The sequence below is a fragment of the Nostoc parmelioides FACHB-3921 genome, assembly GCF_014696625.1.
In the GTDB taxonomy this organism is placed as follows: Bacteria; Cyanobacteriota; Cyanobacteriia; order Cyanobacteriales; family Nostocaceae; genus Trichormus; species Trichormus parmelioides.
In genome coordinates, this window is the sequence record NZ_JACJQL010000034.1 from 1 (window position 1) to 20,770 (window position 20,770).

18 protein-coding genes and 1 pseudogene are annotated in these 20,770 nt (G+C 41.6%); 15 read left to right on the plus strand and 4 right to left on the minus strand.

Annotation, left to right across the window (positions count from 1 at the left end):
* Positions 1–452, minus strand: a pseudogene (locus H6G14_RS20260) (alcohol dehydrogenase catalytic domain-containing protein); the annotation flags it as partial.
* Between the two features lie 221 nt (positions 453–673).
* Here H6G14_RS20260 and H6G14_RS20265 point away from each other — a divergent pair.
* The 13 genes from H6G14_RS20265 (at position 674) to opcA (ending at position 15,376) form a co-directional block, all read left to right on the plus strand.
* Positions 674–3,205 carry a TonB-dependent siderophore receptor gene (locus H6G14_RS20265; RefSeq protein ID WP_190569109.1) on the plus strand — a complete coding sequence of 844 codons (2,532 nt, stop codon included), beginning with the start codon at positions 674–676 and terminating at the stop codon, positions 3,203–3,205.
* Between the two features lie 219 nt (positions 3,206–3,424).
* The gene (locus H6G14_RS20270; RefSeq protein WP_242053493.1) at positions 3,425–4,249 is read left to right on the plus strand and encodes an ABC transporter substrate-binding protein; all 825 of its coding nucleotides are present in this window, start codon (positions 3,425–3,427) and stop codon (positions 4,247–4,249) included.
* Between the two features lie 55 nt (positions 4,250–4,304).
* Positions 4,305–4,604 (plus strand): helix-turn-helix domain-containing protein, encoded by a 300-nt coding sequence (locus H6G14_RS20275; protein ID WP_190569111.1) that lies wholly within the window; start codon positions 4,305–4,307, stop codon positions 4,602–4,604.
* Positions 4,605–4,725: 121 nt separating this feature from the next.
* Positions 4,726–5,781 carry a FecCD family ABC transporter permease gene (locus H6G14_RS20280; protein WP_190569112.1) on the plus strand — a complete coding sequence of 352 codons (1,056 nt, stop codon included), beginning with the start codon at positions 4,726–4,728 and terminating at the stop codon, positions 5,779–5,781.
* Positions 5,778–6,578 (plus strand): ABC transporter ATP-binding protein, encoded by an 801-nt coding sequence (locus tag H6G14_RS20285; protein WP_190569113.1) that lies wholly within the window; start codon positions 5,778–5,780, stop codon positions 6,576–6,578. Before H6G14_RS20280 ends, H6G14_RS20285 begins: the two co-directional genes overlap by 4 nt.
* Positions 6,579–6,758: 180 nt before the next feature.
* Entirely contained in the window at positions 6,759–7,259 is a 501-nt protein-coding gene (locus H6G14_RS20290) for a hypothetical protein (RefSeq protein ID WP_190569114.1), read from the plus strand.
* Positions 7,260–7,521: 262 nt separating this feature from the next.
* Positions 7,522–8,184, plus strand: a complete 663-nt coding sequence (locus H6G14_RS20295) for a tetratricopeptide repeat protein (RefSeq protein ID WP_190569115.1) — start codon at positions 7,522–7,524, stop codon at positions 8,182–8,184.
* Positions 8,185–8,272: 88 nt separating this feature from the next.
* The gene (locus H6G14_RS20300; protein WP_190569116.1) at positions 8,273–8,413 is read left to right on the plus strand and encodes a hypothetical protein; all 141 of its coding nucleotides are present in this window, start codon (positions 8,273–8,275) and stop codon (positions 8,411–8,413) included.
* 519 nt (positions 8,414–8,932) lie between these two features.
* Positions 8,933–9,217, plus strand: a complete 285-nt coding sequence (locus H6G14_RS20305) for an RNA recognition motif domain-containing protein (RefSeq protein ID WP_010998162.1) — start codon at positions 8,933–8,935, stop codon at positions 9,215–9,217.
* Positions 9,218–9,835: 618 nt separating this feature from the next.
* The gene (gene fbp / locus H6G14_RS20310; RefSeq protein WP_190569117.1) at positions 9,836–10,885 is read left to right on the plus strand and encodes a class 1 fructose-bisphosphatase; all 1,050 of its coding nucleotides are present in this window, start codon (positions 9,836–9,838) and stop codon (positions 10,883–10,885) included.
* 206 nt (positions 10,886–11,091) lie between these two features.
* Positions 11,092–12,237 carry a transaldolase gene (gene tal / locus H6G14_RS20315; protein ID WP_190569118.1) on the plus strand — a complete coding sequence of 382 codons (1,146 nt, stop codon included), beginning with the start codon at positions 11,092–11,094 and terminating at the stop codon, positions 12,235–12,237.
* Between the two features lie 142 nt (positions 12,238–12,379).
* Positions 12,380–13,909, plus strand: coding sequence for a glucose-6-phosphate dehydrogenase (gene zwf / locus H6G14_RS20320; RefSeq protein ID WP_190569119.1), 1,530 nt, complete (start codon positions 12,380–12,382; stop codon positions 13,907–13,909).
* Between the two features lie 90 nt (positions 13,910–13,999).
* Positions 14,000–15,376, plus strand: a complete 1,377-nt coding sequence (opcA, locus tag H6G14_RS20325; RefSeq protein WP_190569120.1) for a glucose-6-phosphate dehydrogenase assembly protein OpcA — start codon at positions 14,000–14,002, stop codon at positions 15,374–15,376.
* A gap of 152 nt (positions 15,377–15,528) precedes the next feature.
* Here the strand turns inward: opcA and H6G14_RS20330 are convergent, their stop codons facing one another.
* The 3 genes from H6G14_RS20330 to H6G14_RS20340 all read right to left on the minus strand — a co-directional run bounded on the left by H6G14_RS20330 (position 15,529) and on the right by H6G14_RS20340 (position 18,300).
* A complete protein-coding gene (locus H6G14_RS20330) occupies positions 15,529–16,785 on the minus strand; it encodes a DUF3086 domain-containing protein (RefSeq protein ID WP_190569121.1) in 1,257 nt (418 codons plus the stop codon).
* A 187-nt stretch (positions 16,786–16,972) separates the two neighbouring features.
* A complete protein-coding gene (locus H6G14_RS20335) occupies positions 16,973–17,359 on the minus strand; it encodes a DUF3119 family protein (protein ID WP_190569122.1) in 387 nt (128 codons plus the stop codon).
* Between the two features lie 149 nt (positions 17,360–17,508).
* Positions 17,509–18,300: an MlaE family lipid ABC transporter permease subunit gene (locus H6G14_RS20340; protein WP_190569123.1), complete on the minus strand. Its 792-nt coding sequence runs from the start codon at positions 18,298–18,300 to the stop codon at positions 17,509–17,511.
* 408 nt (positions 18,301–18,708) lie between these two features.
* Here H6G14_RS20340 and H6G14_RS20345 point away from each other — a divergent pair, with 408 nt between their 5' ends.
* Positions 18,709–19,005, plus strand: coding sequence for a hypothetical protein (locus H6G14_RS20345; protein WP_190569124.1), 297 nt, complete (start codon positions 18,709–18,711; stop codon positions 19,003–19,005).
* 860 nt (positions 19,006–19,865) lie between these two features.
* On the plus strand, positions 19,866–20,687 hold the full coding sequence (gene sppA, locus H6G14_RS20350) for a signal peptide peptidase SppA (protein WP_190569125.1): 822 nt from the start codon (positions 19,866–19,868) through the stop codon (positions 20,685–20,687).
* Positions 20,688–20,770 lie beyond the last annotated feature (83 nt).

Sequence of the window (20,770 nt, forward strand, 5' to 3'; positions counted from 1 at the left end):
TTCGGCACATCTGTACGCCCTCTAGCGCCACCAAAAGCAGAACCTTTCCACACACGCCCAGTTACTAATTGAAAGGGACGAGTACTAATTTCTTGTCCTGCACCAGCGACACCAATAATGACACTCACACCCCAACCTTTGGTAGATGTACCCATATAATGATGAATCATCTGCCCGTTGATACTAAAACGACTAGTCCCATCGGGCATCAAACCTCGTCCTTGAGTACCACGAATGGCTTGACAGAGATTAGTCTTAAAACTCAGACAATAGGCACATTGGCGACATTCTGGGGTGTAGAGAGGAATCACATGATCCCCTGGTTTGACGCTGGTAACGCCAGCACCCACATCTACCACCACCCCTGCGCCTTCATGTCCTAAAATCGCGGGAAACAAACCTTCGGGATCATCTCCTGAAAGGGTGTAAGCATCCGTATGGCAAACACCACTGGGTTAATGGGATACATTTTTAGAAGATTTTACATAAATTCATGAAAAGGCATGATGTTCAGATACTCGGATTTTCAAATAAGTCGTACATCTTGTTTTTCTTGAATAATTGAGGATTAATTTAGCGTAGTTTGACAAGATGTCATTTGACATGGGTAGTAATTTTACTTATTCTCACGGTGTTTACTTTTTGGTGTAATTTACCGTCAACGGTGTGAGGAATGAGGGTGAAACAACATAGTTTATTTGCTTATCTATGGCTAACTTTTACCATATCAATTTTTGCTAACTTCCCCGCATATTCCGAAGAGATAGCGATTAAAGACATTCCCCAACTAAGTGAGATACAGCTTCCTCACACAAGCGTTAAAGAATTATTCGCACAGCAACAAAATCCAGTTATTCAAGTGACAGGGGTACGCCTCAATCAAACTCCTAACAGCCTAGAAATAATATTAGAAACTCCTGCATCTGATAAGTTGCAAGTTACCAATAAGAGTGAGGGAAATAATTTTATTGTCGATATTCCTAACGCGCAATTAAGTTTACCTAGTGGTAACTCATTTCGTCAAGAAAAACCATTTGCAGGAATTACAGAAGTAGTAGTCACCAATCAAGATGCAAATAGTATTCGGGTGACAATAACGGGTGAAACCGCTATACCAAAAGTTGAGTTAGATGACAGCGATACAGGTTTAATTTTCATCGTCACACCAGTTACATCACCTACTAGCGAAACACCAGCAAATGAACCTATTGAATTGACGGTGACAGGAGAACGCGATACCTATTCCGTACCCGATGCTGTCACCGCAACCAGGACAAATACGCCACTCCGAGATATTCCCCAATCAATTCAAGTTATCCCGCGTCAGGTAATTGAAGATAGAAATGTTGTGCGTCTTTCGGAATTAGCGGATAACGTTAGCGGTGTCCAACCAGAACGGGGATATGGGGGTGTGTCTTCCCAAGGTTATAGAATTAGAGGCTTTTTAACTAACTTTGAAACTCTCAGAAATGGATTTCCCGACTACGGTTATTTTAGTCCTCGTGATGTAGCGAATATCGAAAGAGTCGAGTTTCTCAAAGGGCCAGCAGCCGTACTTTATGGAGGTAGTCCCACACAATATGCAGGTGGAAGCGGGTTAGTAAATACGGTGACGAAAAAGCCACTAGAAACACCTTACTATAATGCTAGTTTGACCTACGGTAGTTATAACTTTATTCGTCCTACTTTAGATATTACAGGCCCTTTAACAGATGACAAATCAGTATTATATCGGCTGAATGTTGCTTACGAAAATGCTGATAGTTTCCGCGATTTTGTGAGAAACGATAGCTTCTTTATTTCTCCGGTGATAGAGTGGAAAGTCGGAGAAAAGACCAAAATAACTTTTGAATTTGAGCATCAAAAATATAATCTGGTATTTGACCAAGGAATACCCATTCAACCAGAATCTTTGAGGCTTCCGAGAAGTCGGTTTTTAGGAGAGCCAAATTTTGCTAATGGTAATTTTACTTTTAATTCGTTTACCTACACTCTTGATAGCGAATTTAGTAAAGATTGGTCATTTCGTCAAGGGTTTAATGTCCTGGGCGCAAAATTAGATGATGCCAAATACACATATTATGGTTCTTTAGAAGACGATAGGCGTACCCTAAATCGGTTTATTACTGCATCGGAAGAGGAACACGCAAATATAACTTTTCAAAACCAAATCTCTGGTAAATTCTCTACAGGCACAATTCGTCACAATGTTTTATTTGGTGTGGATTTAGCCTATAACTTATTTAATTATATATTTGCCCCAGATGAGGAATTATCAATAGATATTTTTAACCCTCAATATGGTGGAACTCCTATTTCAACTGGTGGTGAACCATTTGGACGGAGAATTGTTTCTCAAAATGTGGGTGTGTTTGCCCAAAACTTGGTTGAATTAACGCCAAACTTCAAAGTTTTGTTGGGTGGACGCTTCGATTTTAACGAATACAGTCGGGAAGATAGAGTTACGAATGACTTATTAGATGAACAATCTAATACTAGATTTTCTCCCAGAGTTGGACTTGTATATCAACCTACAAAAAATACCTCCTTGTACTTTAATTGGACAACCGGATTTTCGCCGCAATTTCAAGCACGTGGCCGCACAAATGAGCAATTTGAACCTCAAAATACTGAACAATTTGAAGTAGGAGTTAAGCAGAATTTTCTCAATGATAAGCTTTCGGCGACCTTAGCATTTTTCCAAGTGACTAAGCAAAATGTTTTAACACCAGATCCAGTAGACTCTAGATTTAGTGTGCAAACAGGAGAACAGGAAAGTAAGGGGATTGAGTTTGATATTGCTGGGGAGATTTTACCAGGATGGAAAGTAATTGCTAACTATGCCTATATTGATGGTACGGTGACAAAAGATAATAGAATTCCTGTGGGAGATAGATTAGTTGGTGTACCGGAACATAGTTTGGGATTGTGGACGACTTACGAATTTCAAACAGGAAGTCTCCAGGGTTTAGGGTTGGGGGTAGGTTTGTATTATGTTGGAGAACAGGAGGTAATCTTACCCAATACTTTTACAGTTCCTAGTTATGTCCGCGCTGATGCTTCCGTTTTTTATCGGCGGAATAACTTCAGATATGCTCTTAATTTTAAGAATATTTCTAATGTGAAATATTATGACTTAGACAGTTATAATATTGACCCAGCTGCACCATTTACTCTGTTTGGAACGATATCGGTTGAGTTTTAATTAATAAGTTGTATTCACCAAAATTTTTTACTCATGGGAATGCAAAGACATTTTTCGATTGTCCTGGTTTCGCTGCTATTGGGTTCAGTTTGTGGTTGTGAGGGAAAGGTTGTATCACCTAATGTCACAACATCTATAGGCACAGAATATACACCTGTAACTATCAAAAATTGTGGCTTGAATATTACTTATAAACAACCTCCCAAACGAGCTGTAACCATGACTCAATCTGCAACTGAAGTGATGCTGGCTCTGGGGTTAGAAAAATACATGGTGGGTACAGCTTATTTAGATAATCCGATTTTACCAGAGTATGAACAAGCATATAGAAAAATTCCCGTATTGGCGGCAAAGTATCCGTCGCGGGAAGTTTTTTTAGGTGTTGAACCTGATTTTGTGTTTACTACTGAAGATAGTGCATTTGATAATCAAACCCTTGGCGCACGGACAGAGTTATTAAAGTTAGGAATTAATTCTTATTTATTACCCATTGAATGTGAAAAACCTGAACTCAGACCAGATAGGGTGACGATGGATAATCTCTATCAGGAAATATTAGATATTGGGCGAATATTTGGGGTGGAAGAAAGAGCGCAAACGCTGATTAAAGAATTGCGATCGCAATTACAAATCACCCAAGCCAAGCTAGGTAAAATCACTACTAAAAAGCGGATATTCTGGTATGATTCCGAAAATCCTCCACTGACTGTCTCTAACTGGGGAATGCCCAATCATATTATTGACTTGGCGGGTGGGGAAAACATTTTTAAAGATATTCAAAAAAAACAAGCTTGGGTAACAGTTAATTGGGAAGATGTAATTAACCGTCAACCTGATGTAATTGTGTTGATTGACGCTAGTTGGTCATCAGCCGAAGAAAAGCGACGGTTACTAAAATCTAATCCTGCTTATGCCAAACTCAAAGCTGTGCAGGAAGATAAATTTATTATCCTGGGTTTTAGTTATACAATGCCGGGAATTCGTAATATTGAGGGGGTGAGGAAGTTAGCAGAGGCTTTGTATCCAGAGAAGTTTAAACAGTAAGATTAAAGTGTGTCTTTGAGGAATAAATTCAATTAGTAAATCTAATTAGCTAACTATGGAGCAAATAACATTACCAGATGTTCTCACCCTTGAAGAAGCCTCAGCATACTTGCGTCTACCCATAGAAGTGGTTTTGCGTCAAGCCTCCCAAGGAAATATTCCTGGGCGCAAAATTGAGAATGACTGGAGATTTTTGAAGGTTGCAATTGATGACTGGTTACGTTCTCAAACTAGTCGTTCTGTTCTCCTAACTCAAGTCGGTATGCTGGCTGATGATGATTCTCTGGCACAATTGAGAACAACAATTTATCAACAGAGGGGACGAACTGAAGTTGATGCGGAGTCTGATGTTTGATGCTTTTGCTTTAGCAAATCGAGCTACGTTAGTAACACGAAATATTCGCCATTTTCAACAAATTCCTGGTATCCGAGTTGTGAATTGGGTTGACTGATAAAGTTCTTGTTTAACCAAAAGAATGAAACAAAGGAGATTTCAAAAAACACGCTATCAACTACTAATAATTAGCTTAATTATTATACTTATTATCTCCATCACGTTAGCTGTGATGATTGGCCCAGTACCAATTCCGCCTTTAAGAGTATGGCAAATAGCACTTGGACAATTATTCCCCAATTTAACAGGGGATTGGACACCTGCACAGGTGCAAATTGTGTGGTTAATTCGCTTCCCCCGTGTGCTGTTGGCTTTTTTTGTGGGTGCTGGACTGTCGGTGGTGGGTGTGACAATGCAGGCTTTGGTAAGAAATTCCCTGGCTGATCCTTATATCCTTGGCGTTTCCTCTGGTGCGTCGGTGGGGGCTGTTTTAGTCATTCTGTTTGGGGTTTTCGCTTCCCTGGGGATATATGCGGTATCTGTGGGGGCGTTTTTGGGGGCGATGTTGTCTTTTATTGTGGTTTTTTTGTTGGCGCAGCGTCAGGGAAGGATTTCTTCGACTCGGTTAATTTTAGCTGGTGTGGCGGTATCTTACTTATTCTCTGCTGTTACCAGTTTTTTGACGTTGAAAGCGGGAAGTGGTGATGCGGCGCGGCGAGTCTTATTTTGGTTATTGGGGGGACTGTCGGGGACAAAGTGGGCTGATTTGATTTTACCGATGGGATCTCTGGGAATAGGAATGGTGTACTTATTATTGCAGAGGCGATCGCTTAATGCTTTGCTCATCGGTGAAGAAACAGCCATGACTTTGGGAACAGATAGCTATCGCTTCCGTAAGCAGTTATTTTTGGTAACATCACTGTTAACTGGGGTGATGGTTGCAGTGAGTGGGGCGATTGGTTTTGTGGGTTTAATGATACCTCATAGCGTCCGGTTACTCGTCGGTTCAGATCATCGCCGTGTACTACCTATAAGCCTGTTAATGGGGGGAAATTTCCTGATTTGGGCGGATGTATTAGCACGCATGATTATTGCCCCAGAGGAATTACCTATCGGTATTATTACGGCACTCTTCGGTACTCCTTTTTTCATTTGGTTGATGCAGCTTTCTCCAAAAACATTAGGAGGGGGACGATGAGGCTGGTAGTTGAGAATTTGTCTTGTCGTATTGAGAAAACGCCGATTTTGCGGGATATTAATCTGGAAGTCGCATCCGGTGAGTTTGTCGGGTTAATTGGCCCTAATGGGAGTGGGAAATCTAGTTTATTGCGCTGTATTTACCGTGTTCTCAAGCCGGATACAGGGCGAATTACTCTCAATGGTCAAGATATTTGGTGTTTGAGTCCCCGTGAGATGGCGCAACAGACGGCGGTAGTTTTACAGGAGACACCAACGGAATTTGATTTTACGGTCGAGGAAATGGTGTGGATGGGTAGAAATCCCCATCAAGGAATGTTTGAGCGAGAAACAGAGAAAGACCGCGATATCGTCAGGGAAGCACTAGATCAGGTGGGAATGCTGGAGTTTTGTGAGCGTTCCTTTATTTCCCTTTCTGGTGGTGAGAAGCAGCGAGTATTGGTAGCACGAGCTTTAGCACAACAAGCACAGTTTTTGATTCTCGATGAGCCGACTAATCATTTAGATATTCGCTATCAGTTGGAACTTTTGGAGTTGGTGAAAGGGTTGGGTGTGACTACAATAGCAGCGTTACATGATTTGAATTTGGCTGCTAGTTATTGCGATCGCATTTATTTTGTCCATCATGGCACAATCAAAGCAGTAGGAACGCCTCACAATTTACTGCAACCTAGTTTAATTCGTGAGGTATTTGGTGTAGGTTCAACAGTGGAAATCGACCAAAGTAATGGTAAATTACACATCAGCTTCTTTTTAGATACGAAAATAGAGAGCAAGAGGAATTTTCTTACTTCTTGAATCTTGCTACTTTATCTATATTTTTTCATCGGGTAAGTCTGCTTGTCAATTGGGTTTGAGATGCGTTAACCCTAACAGTAGACATCGTTATAATATTCTCAAAATAAAGTAATTCCACGGAAGAATGCAAGTAAAAACTATTTTATGCTTTAGAAATAAAATTATTACTTTCACGTAACTATGCTCAAATACTCAAAATTGCTGTTAGCACTTATAGGGATTTTCTGCATATTTAATTACTCAGAAATACAATCTACCCAAGCTCAAGTAGCAGCAAAAGCCAAGCTAACTTACAAAGATGAATTTGATCGACATACCAGTTTTGTAGATGAAAACTGTGTGCGTCCAGAAAAGCGTAGATTCGAGGGTCTAGAATATGAACTGTGCCGGCTGGAAGATATTCCCACCAGAGTTAGTATAGAAGGGCCAGAGGGGGAAAATGGAGCAACGGCTTACTTCTATGGTGGCAAGCTATTTGCGTTTAGAGATACTGGTAGTGGTCAAGCCTGGATGTTTCAAGACGGAAAATTGATTGCGGAAGTGGAAGTGGGTGTTGTTGCCCCAGAATACAATAAAATCACAACTCAATTTAGTCCTAAAATCCGTCAGGAATATACTGATAGATCGATAGATTCCACTCGAAATATGCTGAAGGTTTTTGGCTTTAATTTTAATTTGTAAAAATAGTTTGTAAAAAGTTTTTAGTATTCATGAAATGCAACTAAATGGTCTCGTTTTTATCAATATTAAGTAATTATAATTGACAATCGATTAATTACGTAAATTTTTCCATGCAAAAACACAGTATTCCCTAATCTAGCTACCCAATGCTAGGAATACTCATTTTACATACCATCTCAAATATCAAAATTTTGGAGAAATGATGATACAAAAAACATATAGATTTATCCTACCAAGCTGCTTAGGAATTTCAACCATATTAGTGTTACTAAACATAGGTGTAAATCAAAAAGCGATCGCCAATACTTCCTCACAGAATATATCTCCGGTAATCGTTTCCCAGGTTCAAACAACTGCTGACCCGTTGGTAGAACTGGGAATTACAAGACAAGAACTCGAAAAAGCTCTTGCTGAATCCGATGAAGCGATTAAGCTCAATCCTAATGATGTAGATGCTTATTTAGATCGGGCAATGATTCGTCATTTCTCAAAAGACTACGCAGGTGCAATTTCTGATTACGAGCAAGCTATCAAACTCCGACCACGACCAAAGGATGTTTCTGTATATTCCAATAGTGGTAAAGCTCACGCTGAATTAGGCGACCACACGGGTGCGATCGCAAAATATAACACAGCCCTCACAATCGATCCAAATGGAGTTTTTAGTTTATTTATCTATAATGATAGGGGTCTTTCCTATCTGGCTTTAGGGGATACTAAAAGTGCGATCGCAGACTTTAATCAAGCAATTCAACTCGCTCCTGAATCCGCAGACTCCTACTATAATCGAGGTCTTGCTCAACGTCGTTTAGGTCAAAAGCAAGCCGCTATTGCCGATTTTCAAAAAGCAGCAAAATTCTATCAAGCAAATAACAAAACTGAGGAATATAAAAGGACTTTGAAGCAATTAGAAGAGCTTCAGTAAAGAACTAAGTAAAAAGCACAAAGTGAACGGTGTCGGTTTCTGTCCCGTCTAACTTTACAAGGAAGAAAAAATATCTCTAGAGCGATGGATGGGGCGATGGTTTGGGATTAGTATATGTGGCGATCGCGCCAATGGTATGACCAAGGAATTCACCGTTCCTTCATATCTGCGGACTGATGCAGCGTTATTTTACCGCAGCGATCGCTCAATTCTTCCACACACTACTTAATTGAACATGAGATCATATCTGCGTGCTACTACAACAGTAGCGCCGGAAAAGTAACATTTAAAACTATCGCAGCCCCAACAGGAGGCTACCAAGTTATTAACCCCTGATTATCCCTGTTTTGTGAACTTGGAAGCGATCGCCCCTCGCATCATAATCATAAAATTTTCATTACAGAACCAAAAAATGAAAATATCTTTTCCCTAACCTCTGATTGAATCACCGAACGACAAACGAGGTTTTCCGGCGTTTGTTTCCTGTTAATCAAACATATAAGACTTGCTGATTTTATTTGCGAGATATTGTAAAATCTCTCACTTTGAAACTTATCACGATCAGTTATTATATGAGCGTATGCCTTAGTTCAGTCGCAGGGCAGGTTTAGTTGGAGTGAATGCCAGCAACAATCATTGCTGCACTACAACATTTACCCTCTGCAACTAAAAAAGACTATGCAATATTTGCTAAAGACTTTTTTATAGCTGAACTAGCCGCTCTTTGTTAAGAATTACGTGATCCCACATGACTATCTACGTTGGAAATCTCTCATACCGCGCCACCGAAGCAGACTTAAAAGCCGTATTTGCAGACTACGGCGAGGTCAAAAGAGTTGTATTACCTACAGACCGTGAAACCGGTCGGATGCGTGGTTTTGCCTTTGTTGAAATGAATGAAGATGCTCAAGAAGATGCAGCCATCACCGAATTAGATGGCGCAGAATGGATGGGTCGTCAATTGAGAGTCAATAAAGCTAAACCGCGAGAAGATGACCGACGAGGTAGTTGGGGTAAAAAACAAGATTATTAATCAATAATAGCCCCCAATAACAGAATTTATGCTATTTGTCAAGACACATAAGGCTGATCAACTATGAGGTTTTTAAATTACATACTCACTTGTATGGTTTGTTGACAGTTAACTGTCAACTATTAACAGCCAATACTAAAAGATGTGCAAGCTAAAGCAAGGTCAGCTTATTCGCTAGAAATATCTCGCACAATGCAATAAAAATTCAATAATAAATCCGACTAGTGGCGATTTCCCCAAAAATTATTCTACTAGCCGGATTTTCTTTACCTTAAAGGCTCCGTATCTAATGCAGAAGGGTTATAAGAATGAACCTTTCAATTAAAAGTGATTGATGCCCACCCTACAAAAGTCGTCATCATATTGGTGCAAGATGTTAATAGTCGTACTTAAGATGCCAATCGCGTAGATAACACAAAATACTAAGTACACTTACTCAGCCCTATGCTTCTATCTGCCGCAACTCTCCCCAATATGGCAAGCTTAAACTCTCGATTTCTTTAGTTTATCTAAAATCACATCTAGGTTATCAAATTACCTTTCTAAGATAGAGGCAGCAACTATGTGTTGCCATGCAAACTTGATCCAACTAACAGCAGTCGCTAGGAAGTACATAACATGGCTAAAGCCTCAGAATCCTTAGATTTGTCTGTCAATGAGTCTACAGACAAAGCTCTAGACCGCGATTGTACAACCTTATCCCGTCACGTCCTCCAACAACTCCAAAGTTTTTCCGCAGATGCACAAGATTTAAGTGCGCTGATGAATCGGATTGCCTTAGCAGGTAAATTAGTAGCCCGTCGCCTTAGCCGCGCTGGTCTAATGGAAGGGGTTCTCGGATTTACTGGGGAGGTGAACGTACAAGGGGAATCCGTCAAAAAGATGGATGTCTATGCCAATGATGTTTTTATCTCCGTTTTTAAGCAAAGCGGCTTGGTTTGTCGTCTGGCATCTGAGGAAATGGATGAACCATATTACATTCCCGAAAATTGCCCCATAGGTCGTTACACCTTACTGTATGACCCAATAGACGGTTCTTCAAACACAGATACAAATCTCAGTTTGGGTTCCATTTTCTCTATCCGTCAACAGGAAGGTGATGATAGTGATGGCCAGGCTAAAGACCTCCTCACCAATGGACGCAAGCAAATTGCGGCAGGTTACATTTTATATGGGCCTAGCACAATGTTAGTTTATACAATGGGCAGGGGCGTTCACTCATTTACCCTTGATCCCAGCTTAGGAGAGTTCATCCTCAGCGAAGAAAATATCCGCATTCCCGACCACGGCGCAGTTTACAGCGTCAATGAAGGTAACTTCTGGCAATGGGAAGAATCAATGCGGGAATATATCCGCTATGTTCACCGTACAGAAGGCTACACAGCTCGTTACAGTGGCGCAATGGTGAGCGATATCCACAGAATTTTGGTACAAGGCGGTGTGTTTCTCTACCCAGGGACAATTCAAAACCCTGAAGGTAAATTACGGTTGTTGTATGAATCTGCTCCCCTAGCCTTTTTAATTCAACAAGCTGGCGGTCGGGCAACTACGGGATTAGTAGATATCTTAGATGTTGTACCGAAAAAACTACACCAACGTACACCTCTGATTATTGGCAGTAAAGAAGACGTAGCCAAGGTTGAATCGTTTATTCAGAATGGTCATTAAGAGCCAGGGAGTAGGGAGCAGAGGAATAAATTTTTGCTCATCACTCAGCACTCAGCACTTTCTCAGCTAAATGTGAGAGATTATCTCAGCTGGCCGATGTAATAAGTGATAGACAAAGCAAAAATGCAAAAGTAACCATCAATACTTTGGTGTGTTTTGTCGAAGTCACTTAAAACATCTTTTACGGGGTGAAACAAACTGTAGCTATGGCCACCAATCATTTATTGGAGATTAAAAATTACGGTCAAAGTATCTGGATGGATAACTTGAGCCGTGACATTATTCAATCGGGTGAACTCAAAAATCTCATTGAAAATCAAGGGATTTGTGGGATTACCTCTAATCCAGCGATTTTTGAAAAGGCGATCGCCAATAATGTCATTTATGATGCTGATATCGAAGCTGGTGTACGTGCGGGATTACCCACATACAAAATTTATGAATCCCTAATTTTTGCAGATATCCGTGATGCCTGTGATATCTTGCGCCCTGTATATGAAGCCTCGAATAAATTAGATGGTTATGTGAGTATCGAAGTCCCACCAACCATCGCCCATGATACACAAGCGACAATTAACGAAGCCCGCCGTTATTATCAAGAAATTGGGCGGGAAAATGTGATGATTAAAATCCCCGGTACTGAAGCCGGGTTACCAGCCGTAGAACAGGTAATAGCTGAGGGCATTAACGTTAACGTTACCCTGCTATTCTCTGTTGAAAGCTACATCAACACAATTTGGGCATATATTCGGGGTTTAGAAAAACGCCTAGCTGAGGGTAAGGACATCAGCCAAATTGCTTCTGTTGCTAGCTTCTTCCTCAGTCGCATTGATAGCAACATTGACGGGAAAATTGATGCCAAACTAGCCCGTGGCGTTGATGATATTAGTTTAGAAGCAAAACTGGTGGCTGTAAAAGGTAAAGTAGCGATCGCTAATGCCAAGATTGCTTATCAAGAATACAAAAAAATTATTGAGAGCGATAGATGGCAAGCTCTAGCAGCCAAAGGGGCAAAAGTGCAAAGATTATTATGGGCTAGCACCAGCACCAAAGACCCCAACTACAGCGATGTCATGTATGTCGATGAGTTAATTGGCCCCGATACCGTCAACACCTTACCACCAGCAACAATTACCGCTTGTGCCGACCATTGCGAAGTCGCTAACCGTGTAGAAACAGGAGTTGCAGAAGCTTACCAATTGATTGAAAGCCTCAAAGACCCAGACATTAACATCGATATCAATGCCGTGATGGACGAATTGTTAATCGAAGGTATTAACAAATTTGTCCAGCCCTTCCAGTCCCTTATGAACTCTTTAGAGGGCAAAGTCAAGCTATTGTCACCAGTATAGGGACTGGGGATTAGGAAGAGGCAGGGGGGCAGGGAGTAGGGAGCAGGGGAGAAAACATTTACCTGATCCCAATCCCCCATCCCCAGTACCAAATCCCCAGTACCCAATTCCCCAAACCTCCATCTAAAATCCCAAAACTGTTATGGTTAGTCTCCTAGAAAATCCCTTGCGCGTTGGTCTGCAACAACAAGGGATGCCTGAACCCCAAATTATAGTCATCTTTGGCGCTTCTGGTGATCTTACCTGGCGCAAACTCGTTCCCGCACTTTACAAATTGCGCCGGGAACGACGCATTCCCCCAGAAACTACCATTGTTGGTGTAGCCCGTCGGGAATGGAGCCACGAATACTTCCGCGAACAAATGCAAAAGGGCATGGAAGAGGCTCATAGCAGTGTCGAACTTGGAGAACTATGGCAAGATTTTTCTCAAGGTCTGTTCTACTGCCCTGGGGATATAGATAACCCGGAAAGTTATCAAAAACTCAAGAATTTGTTAAGCGAATTAGACGAGAAACGAGGTACACGGGGAAACCGGATGTTTTACCTCTCCGTCGCCCCTAACTTCTTCCCTGAAGCTATCAGACAATTAGGGGGAGCAGGAATGTTAGACGACCCATACAAACATCGTCTAGTAATTGAAAAACCATTTGGTCGAGATTTGGCATCAGCTCAAAGCCTCAATGCAGTAGTACAAAAATATTGCAAAGAAAACCAAGTCTATCGCATTGACCACTACTTGGGTAAAGAAACAGTTCAAAACTTGCTGGTATTTCGCTTCGCTAATGCCATTTTTGAACCCTTGTGGAATCGTCACTTTGTTGACCACGTACAAATTACCGTCGCAGAAACCGTAGGCGTGGAAGACCGGGCTGGTTATTACGAAAAAGCCGGCGCACTGCGGGATATGTTGCAGAACCACCTCATGCAGCTTTATTGCCTCACAGCAATGGAAGCACCAAACTCAATGGATGCTGATAGTATCCGTACAGAAAAAGTAAAAGTACTACAAGCTACACGCCTAGCTGATGTACACAACCTGTCACGTTCAGCCATACGCGGACAATACAGCGCTGGCTGGATGAAAGGTCAACAAGTTCCTGGGTATCGGACAGAACCAGGAGTTGACCCCAATTCCTCTACACCTACCTACGTAGGCATGAAGTTTTTAGTTGACAACTGGCGTTGGCAAGGTGTTCCTTTCTACCTGCGTACTGGCAAACGGATGCCGAAAAAAGTCAGTGAGATTTCTATCCACTTCCGCGATGTACCTTCGCGGATGTTTCAATCCGCCGCGCAACAGAGAAACGCCAACATTTTGGCCATGCGGATTCAGCCCAATGAAGGTATTTCCTTGCGTTTTGATGTGAAAATGCCAGGAGCCGAATTCCGCACCCGTTCCGTAGATATGGATTTCAGCTATGGTTCCTTTGGGATTGAAGCTACTTCCGACGCTTACGATCGCCTATTCTTAGATTGTATGATGGGCGACCAAACATTATTCACCAGAGCCGACGAAGTAGAAGCAGCTTGGCAGGTAGTCACCCCTGCCCTTTCTGTTTGGGATGCGCCCGCCGACCCCGCCACCATTCCCCAGTACGAAGCCGGAACCTGGGAACCAGCAGAAGCAGAATTTCTCATTAACCAAGATGGTCGTCGCTGGCGCAGACTTTAATTAGGATGACAACTGTTGACTGATGACAGTTCACGGTTGACAGTTAACTGTCAACTGACAACTAACAACTGACAACTAACCAAATTGACTATGACTTCCCAAGCTCCCACCATTTTCTCACTCCAAGCCCCGAAGGATATTTCGCTGAACGAAATCGAAGCGGAACTTAATCAAATTTGGCAAAGCTACGGCATCACCGGCGAAGATGGCGCATTACCTGCGGCTACTCGTGCTACTACATTTACTCTAGTAGTATATGAACCAGAAGAAACCCAATATCTGTTGGCTTCTTTAGGATTCTACAACGGCCCAATTGATGGCATCTTAGGCCCACAGACAGAAACAGCTCTACGACAAGTACAAATCAAGTACGCACTTCCAGAAACCGGCACAGCTACACCCGAAACCATAGCTAAACTGCGGGAAGAATTTGTCAAACGCCAAGGCAATTCTGCTAATGGTGAGAGTAATGGCAGTACCTCCTATAGTTACAGCAGCACCAGCCCCAGAATTGCTGATGAAATCGCCCTCCGTAATCCTTGCCGGATTATTGCCCTGTTTCCCATTGTGGGCGAAGATGAAGGGGTCAAGGCTCAAGTTTCTGCCTACTGCCCGATTCAAAAACAATCCTCCAGTACACTCATCTGCTGTGAATACATTACTCTCAGTGGTACACCTGCTGCCTTGGAAAGAATTGGCGGGATGATTCCAGCGTTGTTGATTGGTGGCTTGCCAAAATTCCTCTGGTGGAAGGCTACACCAGACCCCAACAACATCTTATTTAAACGCTTGGCAGCAGTTTGCAACAACGTGATTGTTGATTCTTGCAACTTCAACGAGCCAGAAAGCGATTTACTCAGTCTGCAAAAGTTGGTAGAGACAGGTGTACCTCTAGCTGATTTAAACTGGCGTAGGCTGGCTGCATGGCAAGAGTTGACAGCCGAAGCTTACGATTCTCCCAGCCGTCGCGCTGCCTTGGGAGACATTGACCGGGTGACAATTGATTACGAAAAAGGCAACCCAGCCCAAGCATTATTATTTTTGGGTTGGTTAGCCAGTCGCTTGCAATGGCAACCCATTTCCTATCAAAAGGATAGCGGAGACTATGACATCACGCGCATTCATTTTATCAACCAAGACCAAAAGCGAGTAGAAGCTGAATTGGCAGGGGTTCCAGTTGCGGATGTGGGTGATATTGTGGGTGATTTAATTGCCTTGCGCCTCAGTTCAACCAATCCCCAAGCGAATTGTGGTACAGTCATCTGCTCAGAAACCGGCGGTTGTATGCGGATGGAAACCCACGGTGGCGCTCAAGCAGCAGGTCTTTTTCAACAAGTGAGTTCCTTATCGGAACAAAAAGCAGAAGCTTTACTCAGTCAACAGGTACAACGCTGGGGACGTGAGTCACTGTTTGAAGAAAGTTTGGCCTTAATCGGGCAAGTATTTCAGTTAGGAATTAAGAATTAAGCCTAACGAAAAACAAGCAAGATTTACCCAAATTTCAACTAAAATTGCACCGATTAAGTAAACCCCGGTATTCAGAATAAACCGGGGTTTTAAGTTAACAACAAAGGCAGGAGGCAAGAGAACTGACCAATTACCAATTACCAATTACTAATTTAAAAATCATCGTCAGTATTTCTCATGAGTTTGGGGTCGGGAGCAAAAGCTAACCATAGAGGAAATTGTAGTAATGCCAGACTAATTTGCTCCTCAGAATCATCAATGAGAATCAAAGGTAACTGATTTGCTTTCACGAAACGGTCTGCTTTCTGCGCTAAAGCATCTGGGGCTTCAAACAATACAACACCTCTATCTGGGCCAAAATCTGGGCGACCGATACCGAGACAGTCTTGTAAACCGCGCCGCCATTCTCCTAGACGTTCTGGCGTATTAGCTAAAACTAGAGTACGGACGCGATCGCCATATAATTTATGTAATATCGAAATTGCTGCTGAAGCAATCAAAATATTCTGCAAGCGGCTACCCATTGTCCGCAAAGCACCTCGTCCCCCTTGGTTGAAAAACCAATTGGCGACTCGTTCGGCGTGGACTGGCTCAAAGGTGCGTCGCAGTTGCCAAGCTGGGCCGTAATAATCAGGTTTGTTACGATACTGGTCAATTAGGCGGCGAATTTGCTTGGTCGTGTCTTGAAACTGCTGTTGAGCAAACTGTGGTGTACCTGCTTGAGGTTCGGCGGGTTTAGTTTCTTTGACTGGTGCTTTTTCTCTTTCAACGACTGCTGGGACTAATTGCAATTGTTCGGCTGAAGCTGCCAAATCTTGTAAACTACCTGCCAAATAATCTTTAAAACCTTGTACCCGAATTGCCAAGTCTTGAGATGCACCTGCAAAAGTAGTTCGCATCTCATTACGAATGCGCTCTTGGCGGCGTTCTAGCTGTTCTACAGAAATTTGCAGTGCTTGTTTGCGCTGTTCTAGTTGTGCTAGCGACTCTTGCACAATTCTTCCCAATGCGGTTTGAGTTTCGCTGAGTTGTCCTTGCAGAGTTTTGTAAGCAGCTTGTAGATTAGCTATTTCTTCTGTGAGTGCAGCTTCAGTACGTTGCAGTTCTGCGATGCGTTGTTCTGCTTCTGTGTATAAGGGATTATTTGGTAATTCTGAACCCGATAATGTAGTTTCTGTTTCTAACTGCTGAACCAAATCATGGGTTGATTCCGCCGTTACATTGTCTGTAGAATTTGCCAATTCTTCATGAGAAGCTGATAACGGCTCGACCAAAGGAGTTTGCCCTTCGATATCCAGAACTGACTCCTCAGATGAGTTCTCAGGATTTTCCAGCTTAGGGTTTTCTTGTTGTATTTGCTCCAACCACTCATCAATCGGTTCTGGAGTTTGAGATTCGTCAGGGTTCATAAACTACAGTGCAATTCCTAAGATGCAAATAATATAGCTTTCAAAAATATACTGTTGAGTTGCCCGAAAATTTCTAAGTTCTCAGTTTAACTTGAAATTGGGACGGTTGACGGTTGACAGTTGACAGTTGACTGTACGAGTAAAAATTCTTACTTGCGCCCCTTGTCTACCCCCATTCCTCATCTCTCTAAATACGGGGAAAACGCTCTTCTAAGCAAGCTTTGAGGGTTTTAGGGTCAAATAAAATCGGTAAAAAGTGAATGCTGTTAATTTCTTTAAAGTAAAACAATATAGGAACTCTATCCCAAAAAATGCGCCAGTTTTGCCATTCTCGGAAGGGAAAGCGGCGAATTAGTTTCTCTCCTCTGTAGAGGTCAAAGTCAGTGGCGGTGAACTGCACACGCAAGCTGACTGTTTGGAATAAAAGAAATAAACCCAAAAAGGCAAACACAATTCCCACCCAAGGTTGTACAAACAGTAGGGGAATAGCTGTTATCACCAACACTATGGGGATATTGTAACTAGGTTTAAGTTCTACAGTTGCTGTGGAGTTAGGCGCAGTTGAACTGGTCACAGTTTCTCATCCTGGTTTAGTAAACACTTTTCTTATTTTAGGAGTTTAGTCAATAGTCAGTGGTCAGTTGTCAGTTGTCATGAGAAGAGACGTTGTGTTCAATGTCTGTACATTAATTTTTAATTTTTCCGACTATCCACTCCCTATCCTTATATCCCTGGCTGGAATGCACCACCAGTTCCTTGAAACATTACCCAGGATAAGAAAAAGTTACTAACGAAGATAATTAATAAGGCCGTAACAACAGCCGTTGTAGTTGATTGTCCTACTCCTTTAGCTCCACCTGTAGTTGTCAAACCCCAACTACAGCCAATAACGGCAATTAACACACCAAAGCAGCACGCCTTAATCATGGCGCTACAAATATCCCAGATTTCTAGTAAGTTACGGGCGGAATCTAAAAATACTGTGTCGGAGATTCCATACATATTTGTGGCGATGATTAATCCCCCTAACATTCCTGTGACTAAGGATAGGAGGGTTAAAATTGGCAGCATGAGGAAGCAAGCCAGCAGACGGGGTATAACTAAATAGTCAATTGGGTCAGTTTTTAACATCAACATGGCATCGATTTGTTCTGTTACCCGCATTGTGCCGATTTCTGCGGCAAAAGCAGAACCAACACGTCCTGCTAATATCACGGCTGTGAGTACTGGTGATAATTCCCGTGTCAATGCTACTGCTAACACTCCACCGACAAGATTACCTGCGCCAAAATTAATAAACTCCCGTGCTACCTGAATGGTAAACACTGCGCCGACAAAAACTGCTGTTAATAGGGCAATAAACAAAGAATCTGGCCCTACGGCTGCCATTTGTTCTCTGGTGTTGCGCCAGTGAATTTTCCCCCTCAAGAGGTGAACTATCGCTTGTCCACCCAGAAATATTGCCGCCAGCAATCGCTGACTCCATGTTCCTATGCTGGATTTGGATGTGGTCATTAGTTATTAGTCATTTCCATCATTGGAGACGTTACACTGCAACATCTGTACATAGTCCATAGTCAACAGTCAACAGTCAACAGTCAACATTTATTTTCCCTTGCTCATTCATCTTGTGGAAAATATTAACTTTGCTTAATGATTTTCTCAGGAAATATAGCTTTGCATGAACACGTTACACATTGCAATATCTTGATATTTTGCACTAAAAACTCTGTTTAATAAGGGTTTTTCAGCTTTTTTTCTTGTTTTACCGTCTTACGCACTTGTGTAACAAGTAACCACTTAATTTAATGAAAACTTAAGATTTTTGACAACTTGTCTGTTGGGAAGCGATCGCACGTATTGTAGAAGGAGGACACATAGTTGCTCGGCTATTGTTCACTTTAGTCTCGGAGTTTGTCTGAAATGACTATTTTTACCAATTTTCTCCGTTCTTTGGTGTTGACGATTATTTTTAGCTTTGTCGCTCCCTTATGTTTAATCGGCGGTGTGCTGCTCTTTCTATCTTTAGGTGGCTATGTTCCCTTTGTGGGAGGCTTAACTGCGGCGATCGCTAACGGAATCTTTAATTTCCTGATTATTTTCGGTAGTGGCTCTGCTCTACACGGGATTTTAGTTGTTGGACTGACCTGTAGTTTTGTTGGCGCGCTGTTCGATACTTATGTTTACTACCGATATCAAATTTTAAGGTTAGATTCCTAAGTCATCAAAACTCAATACTGATAGTTCCAAGGTTATGAAGGTAAATTTTACTATTACTTCCACACCTACTAAAAATATTTTAACTTTTATATTTAACAAATATTAATAATAAATTATAAATTTTCAATTAAACAATGGATAGCTGTTGAAGGTTGACGGTTGACAGAATTTAAATCCTTTTATTGTCAGGCTTTTATCTTATACCAATTTGAAAAAAGAATGCGACAGATACATAGTCCCAAATGCTTGTTTTGTCTTGATTCTTAATTTTGAATTTTGTTGGCGCAGCCTTCCCGAAGGGTATTTTGAATTTTGAATTGGTATTAGCTTGATGTCATTATCTACCTAGCTATGGCCATAACAAGCGAGATCAACTAAGTTTCTCCTGATAGAAGAAAATGTAAATCATCACAGGGCAGCATCTAATGATTTACAGCGCTTCTCGCTTGTGTTAAATACAGTTTGTAATATGGAATAGTCTACAGTTAGACTATTCTTTATAAACGAAAAATACTATATTAATTAATAATTATATGCTGACCAATTAGACTTACTAGATAATTCAATTTTGCTTGCCATATTTTAATTGGCATAAAAGTACAGAATTTAGTTGGGATTAATTAAGTATCAACTATGCAAGTATAATTTATAGGTTTTTCGACTGAAATTATTAGACCGAATTTGACTAAAATCTCAAACCTGTGGAATTAACAATAGCAAAAAAACAACCACACAAAACTTAAAAAATTCATTAAAATTCATAAGGGTCTCCTAGCGGCTTGTTTTTTTAAAGAGCAGAGTCAAGACATCTGACCACTAGACAATTTATATTTAGATCATTACGAGGTTTCTATTTGCTCATGGTTTGGCCTTTTAAGTCAAAGTTTCGTAAACAAATCGCTCGCATTGAAATCACAGGTGCGATCGCCAGTGGAACGCGCAAACGAGTGCTAGAAGCTTTAAAAACTGTTGAAGAAAAAAAGTTTCCTGCATTACTGCTACGCATTGACAGCCCTGGCGGTACAGTCGGAGACTCCCAAGAAATCTACAGCGCCTTAAAGCGGTTACGGGAAAAAATCAAAATTGTTGCTAGTTTTGGTAACATCTCTGCTTCTGGCGGTGTCTACATCGGGATGGGAGCAGAACATATCATGGCTAACCCTGGAACTATCACAGGTAGCATTGGTGTAATTCTGCGTGGAAACAACCTAGAACGCTTATTAGACAAAATTGGTGTATCTTTCAAGGTAATTAAATCTGGGCCTTACAAAGATATCTTGTCATTTGACCGCGAACTAACCGAACCAGAACAAGACATTTTGCAGGAGTTGATTGACACCAGTTACCAGCAGTTTGTCCAAACAGTAGCTGAAGGTAGGTCTTTAGCCGTAGAGAAAGTTAAAAGTTTTGCTGATGGACGGATTTTTACCGGGCAGCAAGCTTTAGAATTAGGAGTTGTAGACCGTTTGGGAACTGAAGAAGAAGCCCGTCGCTGGACAGCAGAATTAGTCGGTCTTGATCCTGAGAAGACACCTTGCTATACCCTAGAAGAACGAAAACCCTTATTAAGTAGAATTTTACCAGGGAGCCGTAAGGGTTACTCAAGGCTGGGTGCAAGTATAGATTGGCTAGAGTTTGAAATGTCTACCAGTGGTTTACCACTGTGGTTATATAGACCTTAAATTGTCGATAGTCAGTAGTCATTGGTCAGTGGCAAAAGTAAGAAGTGACAACTGACAACCAACAACTAACAACTTAACTAATC

Bases quoted from the DNA above. Each gene is read 5' to 3' on its own strand.
- H6G14_RS20345 (WP_190569124.1), top strand. From the start codon at position 18,709: ATGACTATTTTTACCAATTTTCTCCGTTCTTTGGTGTTGACGATTATT.
- fbp (WP_190569117.1), top strand. From the start codon at position 9,836: ATGGCTAAAGCCTCAGAATCCTTAGATTTGTCTGTCAATGAGTCTACA.
- H6G14_RS20305 (WP_010998162.1), top strand. From the start codon at position 8,933: ATGACTATCTACGTTGGAAATCTCTCATACCGCGCCACCGAAGCAGAC.
- opcA (WP_190569120.1), top strand. From the start codon at position 14,000: ATGACTTCCCAAGCTCCCACCATTTTCTCACTCCAAGCCCCGAAGGAT.
- H6G14_RS20290 (WP_190569114.1), top strand. From the start codon at position 6,759: ATGCTCAAATACTCAAAATTGCTGTTAGCACTTATAGGGATTTTCTGC.
- H6G14_RS20265 (WP_190569109.1), top strand. From the start codon at position 674: ATGAGGGTGAAACAACATAGTTTATTTGCTTATCTATGGCTAACTTTT.
- H6G14_RS20285 (WP_190569113.1), top strand. From the start codon at position 5,778: ATGAGGCTGGTAGTTGAGAATTTGTCTTGTCGTATTGAGAAAACGCCG.
- H6G14_RS20275 (WP_190569111.1), top strand. From the start codon at position 4,305: ATGGAGCAAATAACATTACCAGATGTTCTCACCCTTGAAGAAGCCTCA.
- zwf (WP_190569119.1), top strand. From the start codon at position 12,380: ATGGTTAGTCTCCTAGAAAATCCCTTGCGCGTTGGTCTGCAACAACAA.
- H6G14_RS20280 (WP_190569112.1), top strand. From the start codon at position 4,726: ATGAAACAAAGGAGATTTCAAAAAACACGCTATCAACTACTAATAATT.
- H6G14_RS20270 (WP_242053493.1), top strand. From the start codon at position 3,425: ATGACTCAATCTGCAACTGAAGTGATGCTGGCTCTGGGGTTAGAAAAA.
- H6G14_RS20300 (WP_190569116.1), top strand. From the start codon at position 8,273: ATGGGGCGATGGTTTGGGATTAGTATATGTGGCGATCGCGCCAATGGT.
- tal (WP_190569118.1), top strand. From the start codon at position 11,092: ATGGCCACCAATCATTTATTGGAGATTAAAAATTACGGTCAAAGTATC.
- H6G14_RS20330 (WP_190569121.1), bottom strand. From the start codon at position 16,785: ATGAACCCTGACGAATCTCAAACTCCAGAACCGATTGATGAGTGGTTG.
- H6G14_RS20340 (WP_190569123.1), bottom strand. From the start codon at position 18,300: ATGACCACATCCAAATCCAGCATAGGAACATGGAGTCAGCGATTGCTG.
- sppA (WP_190569125.1), top strand. From the start codon at position 19,866: ATGGTTTGGCCTTTTAAGTCAAAGTTTCGTAAACAAATCGCTCGCATT.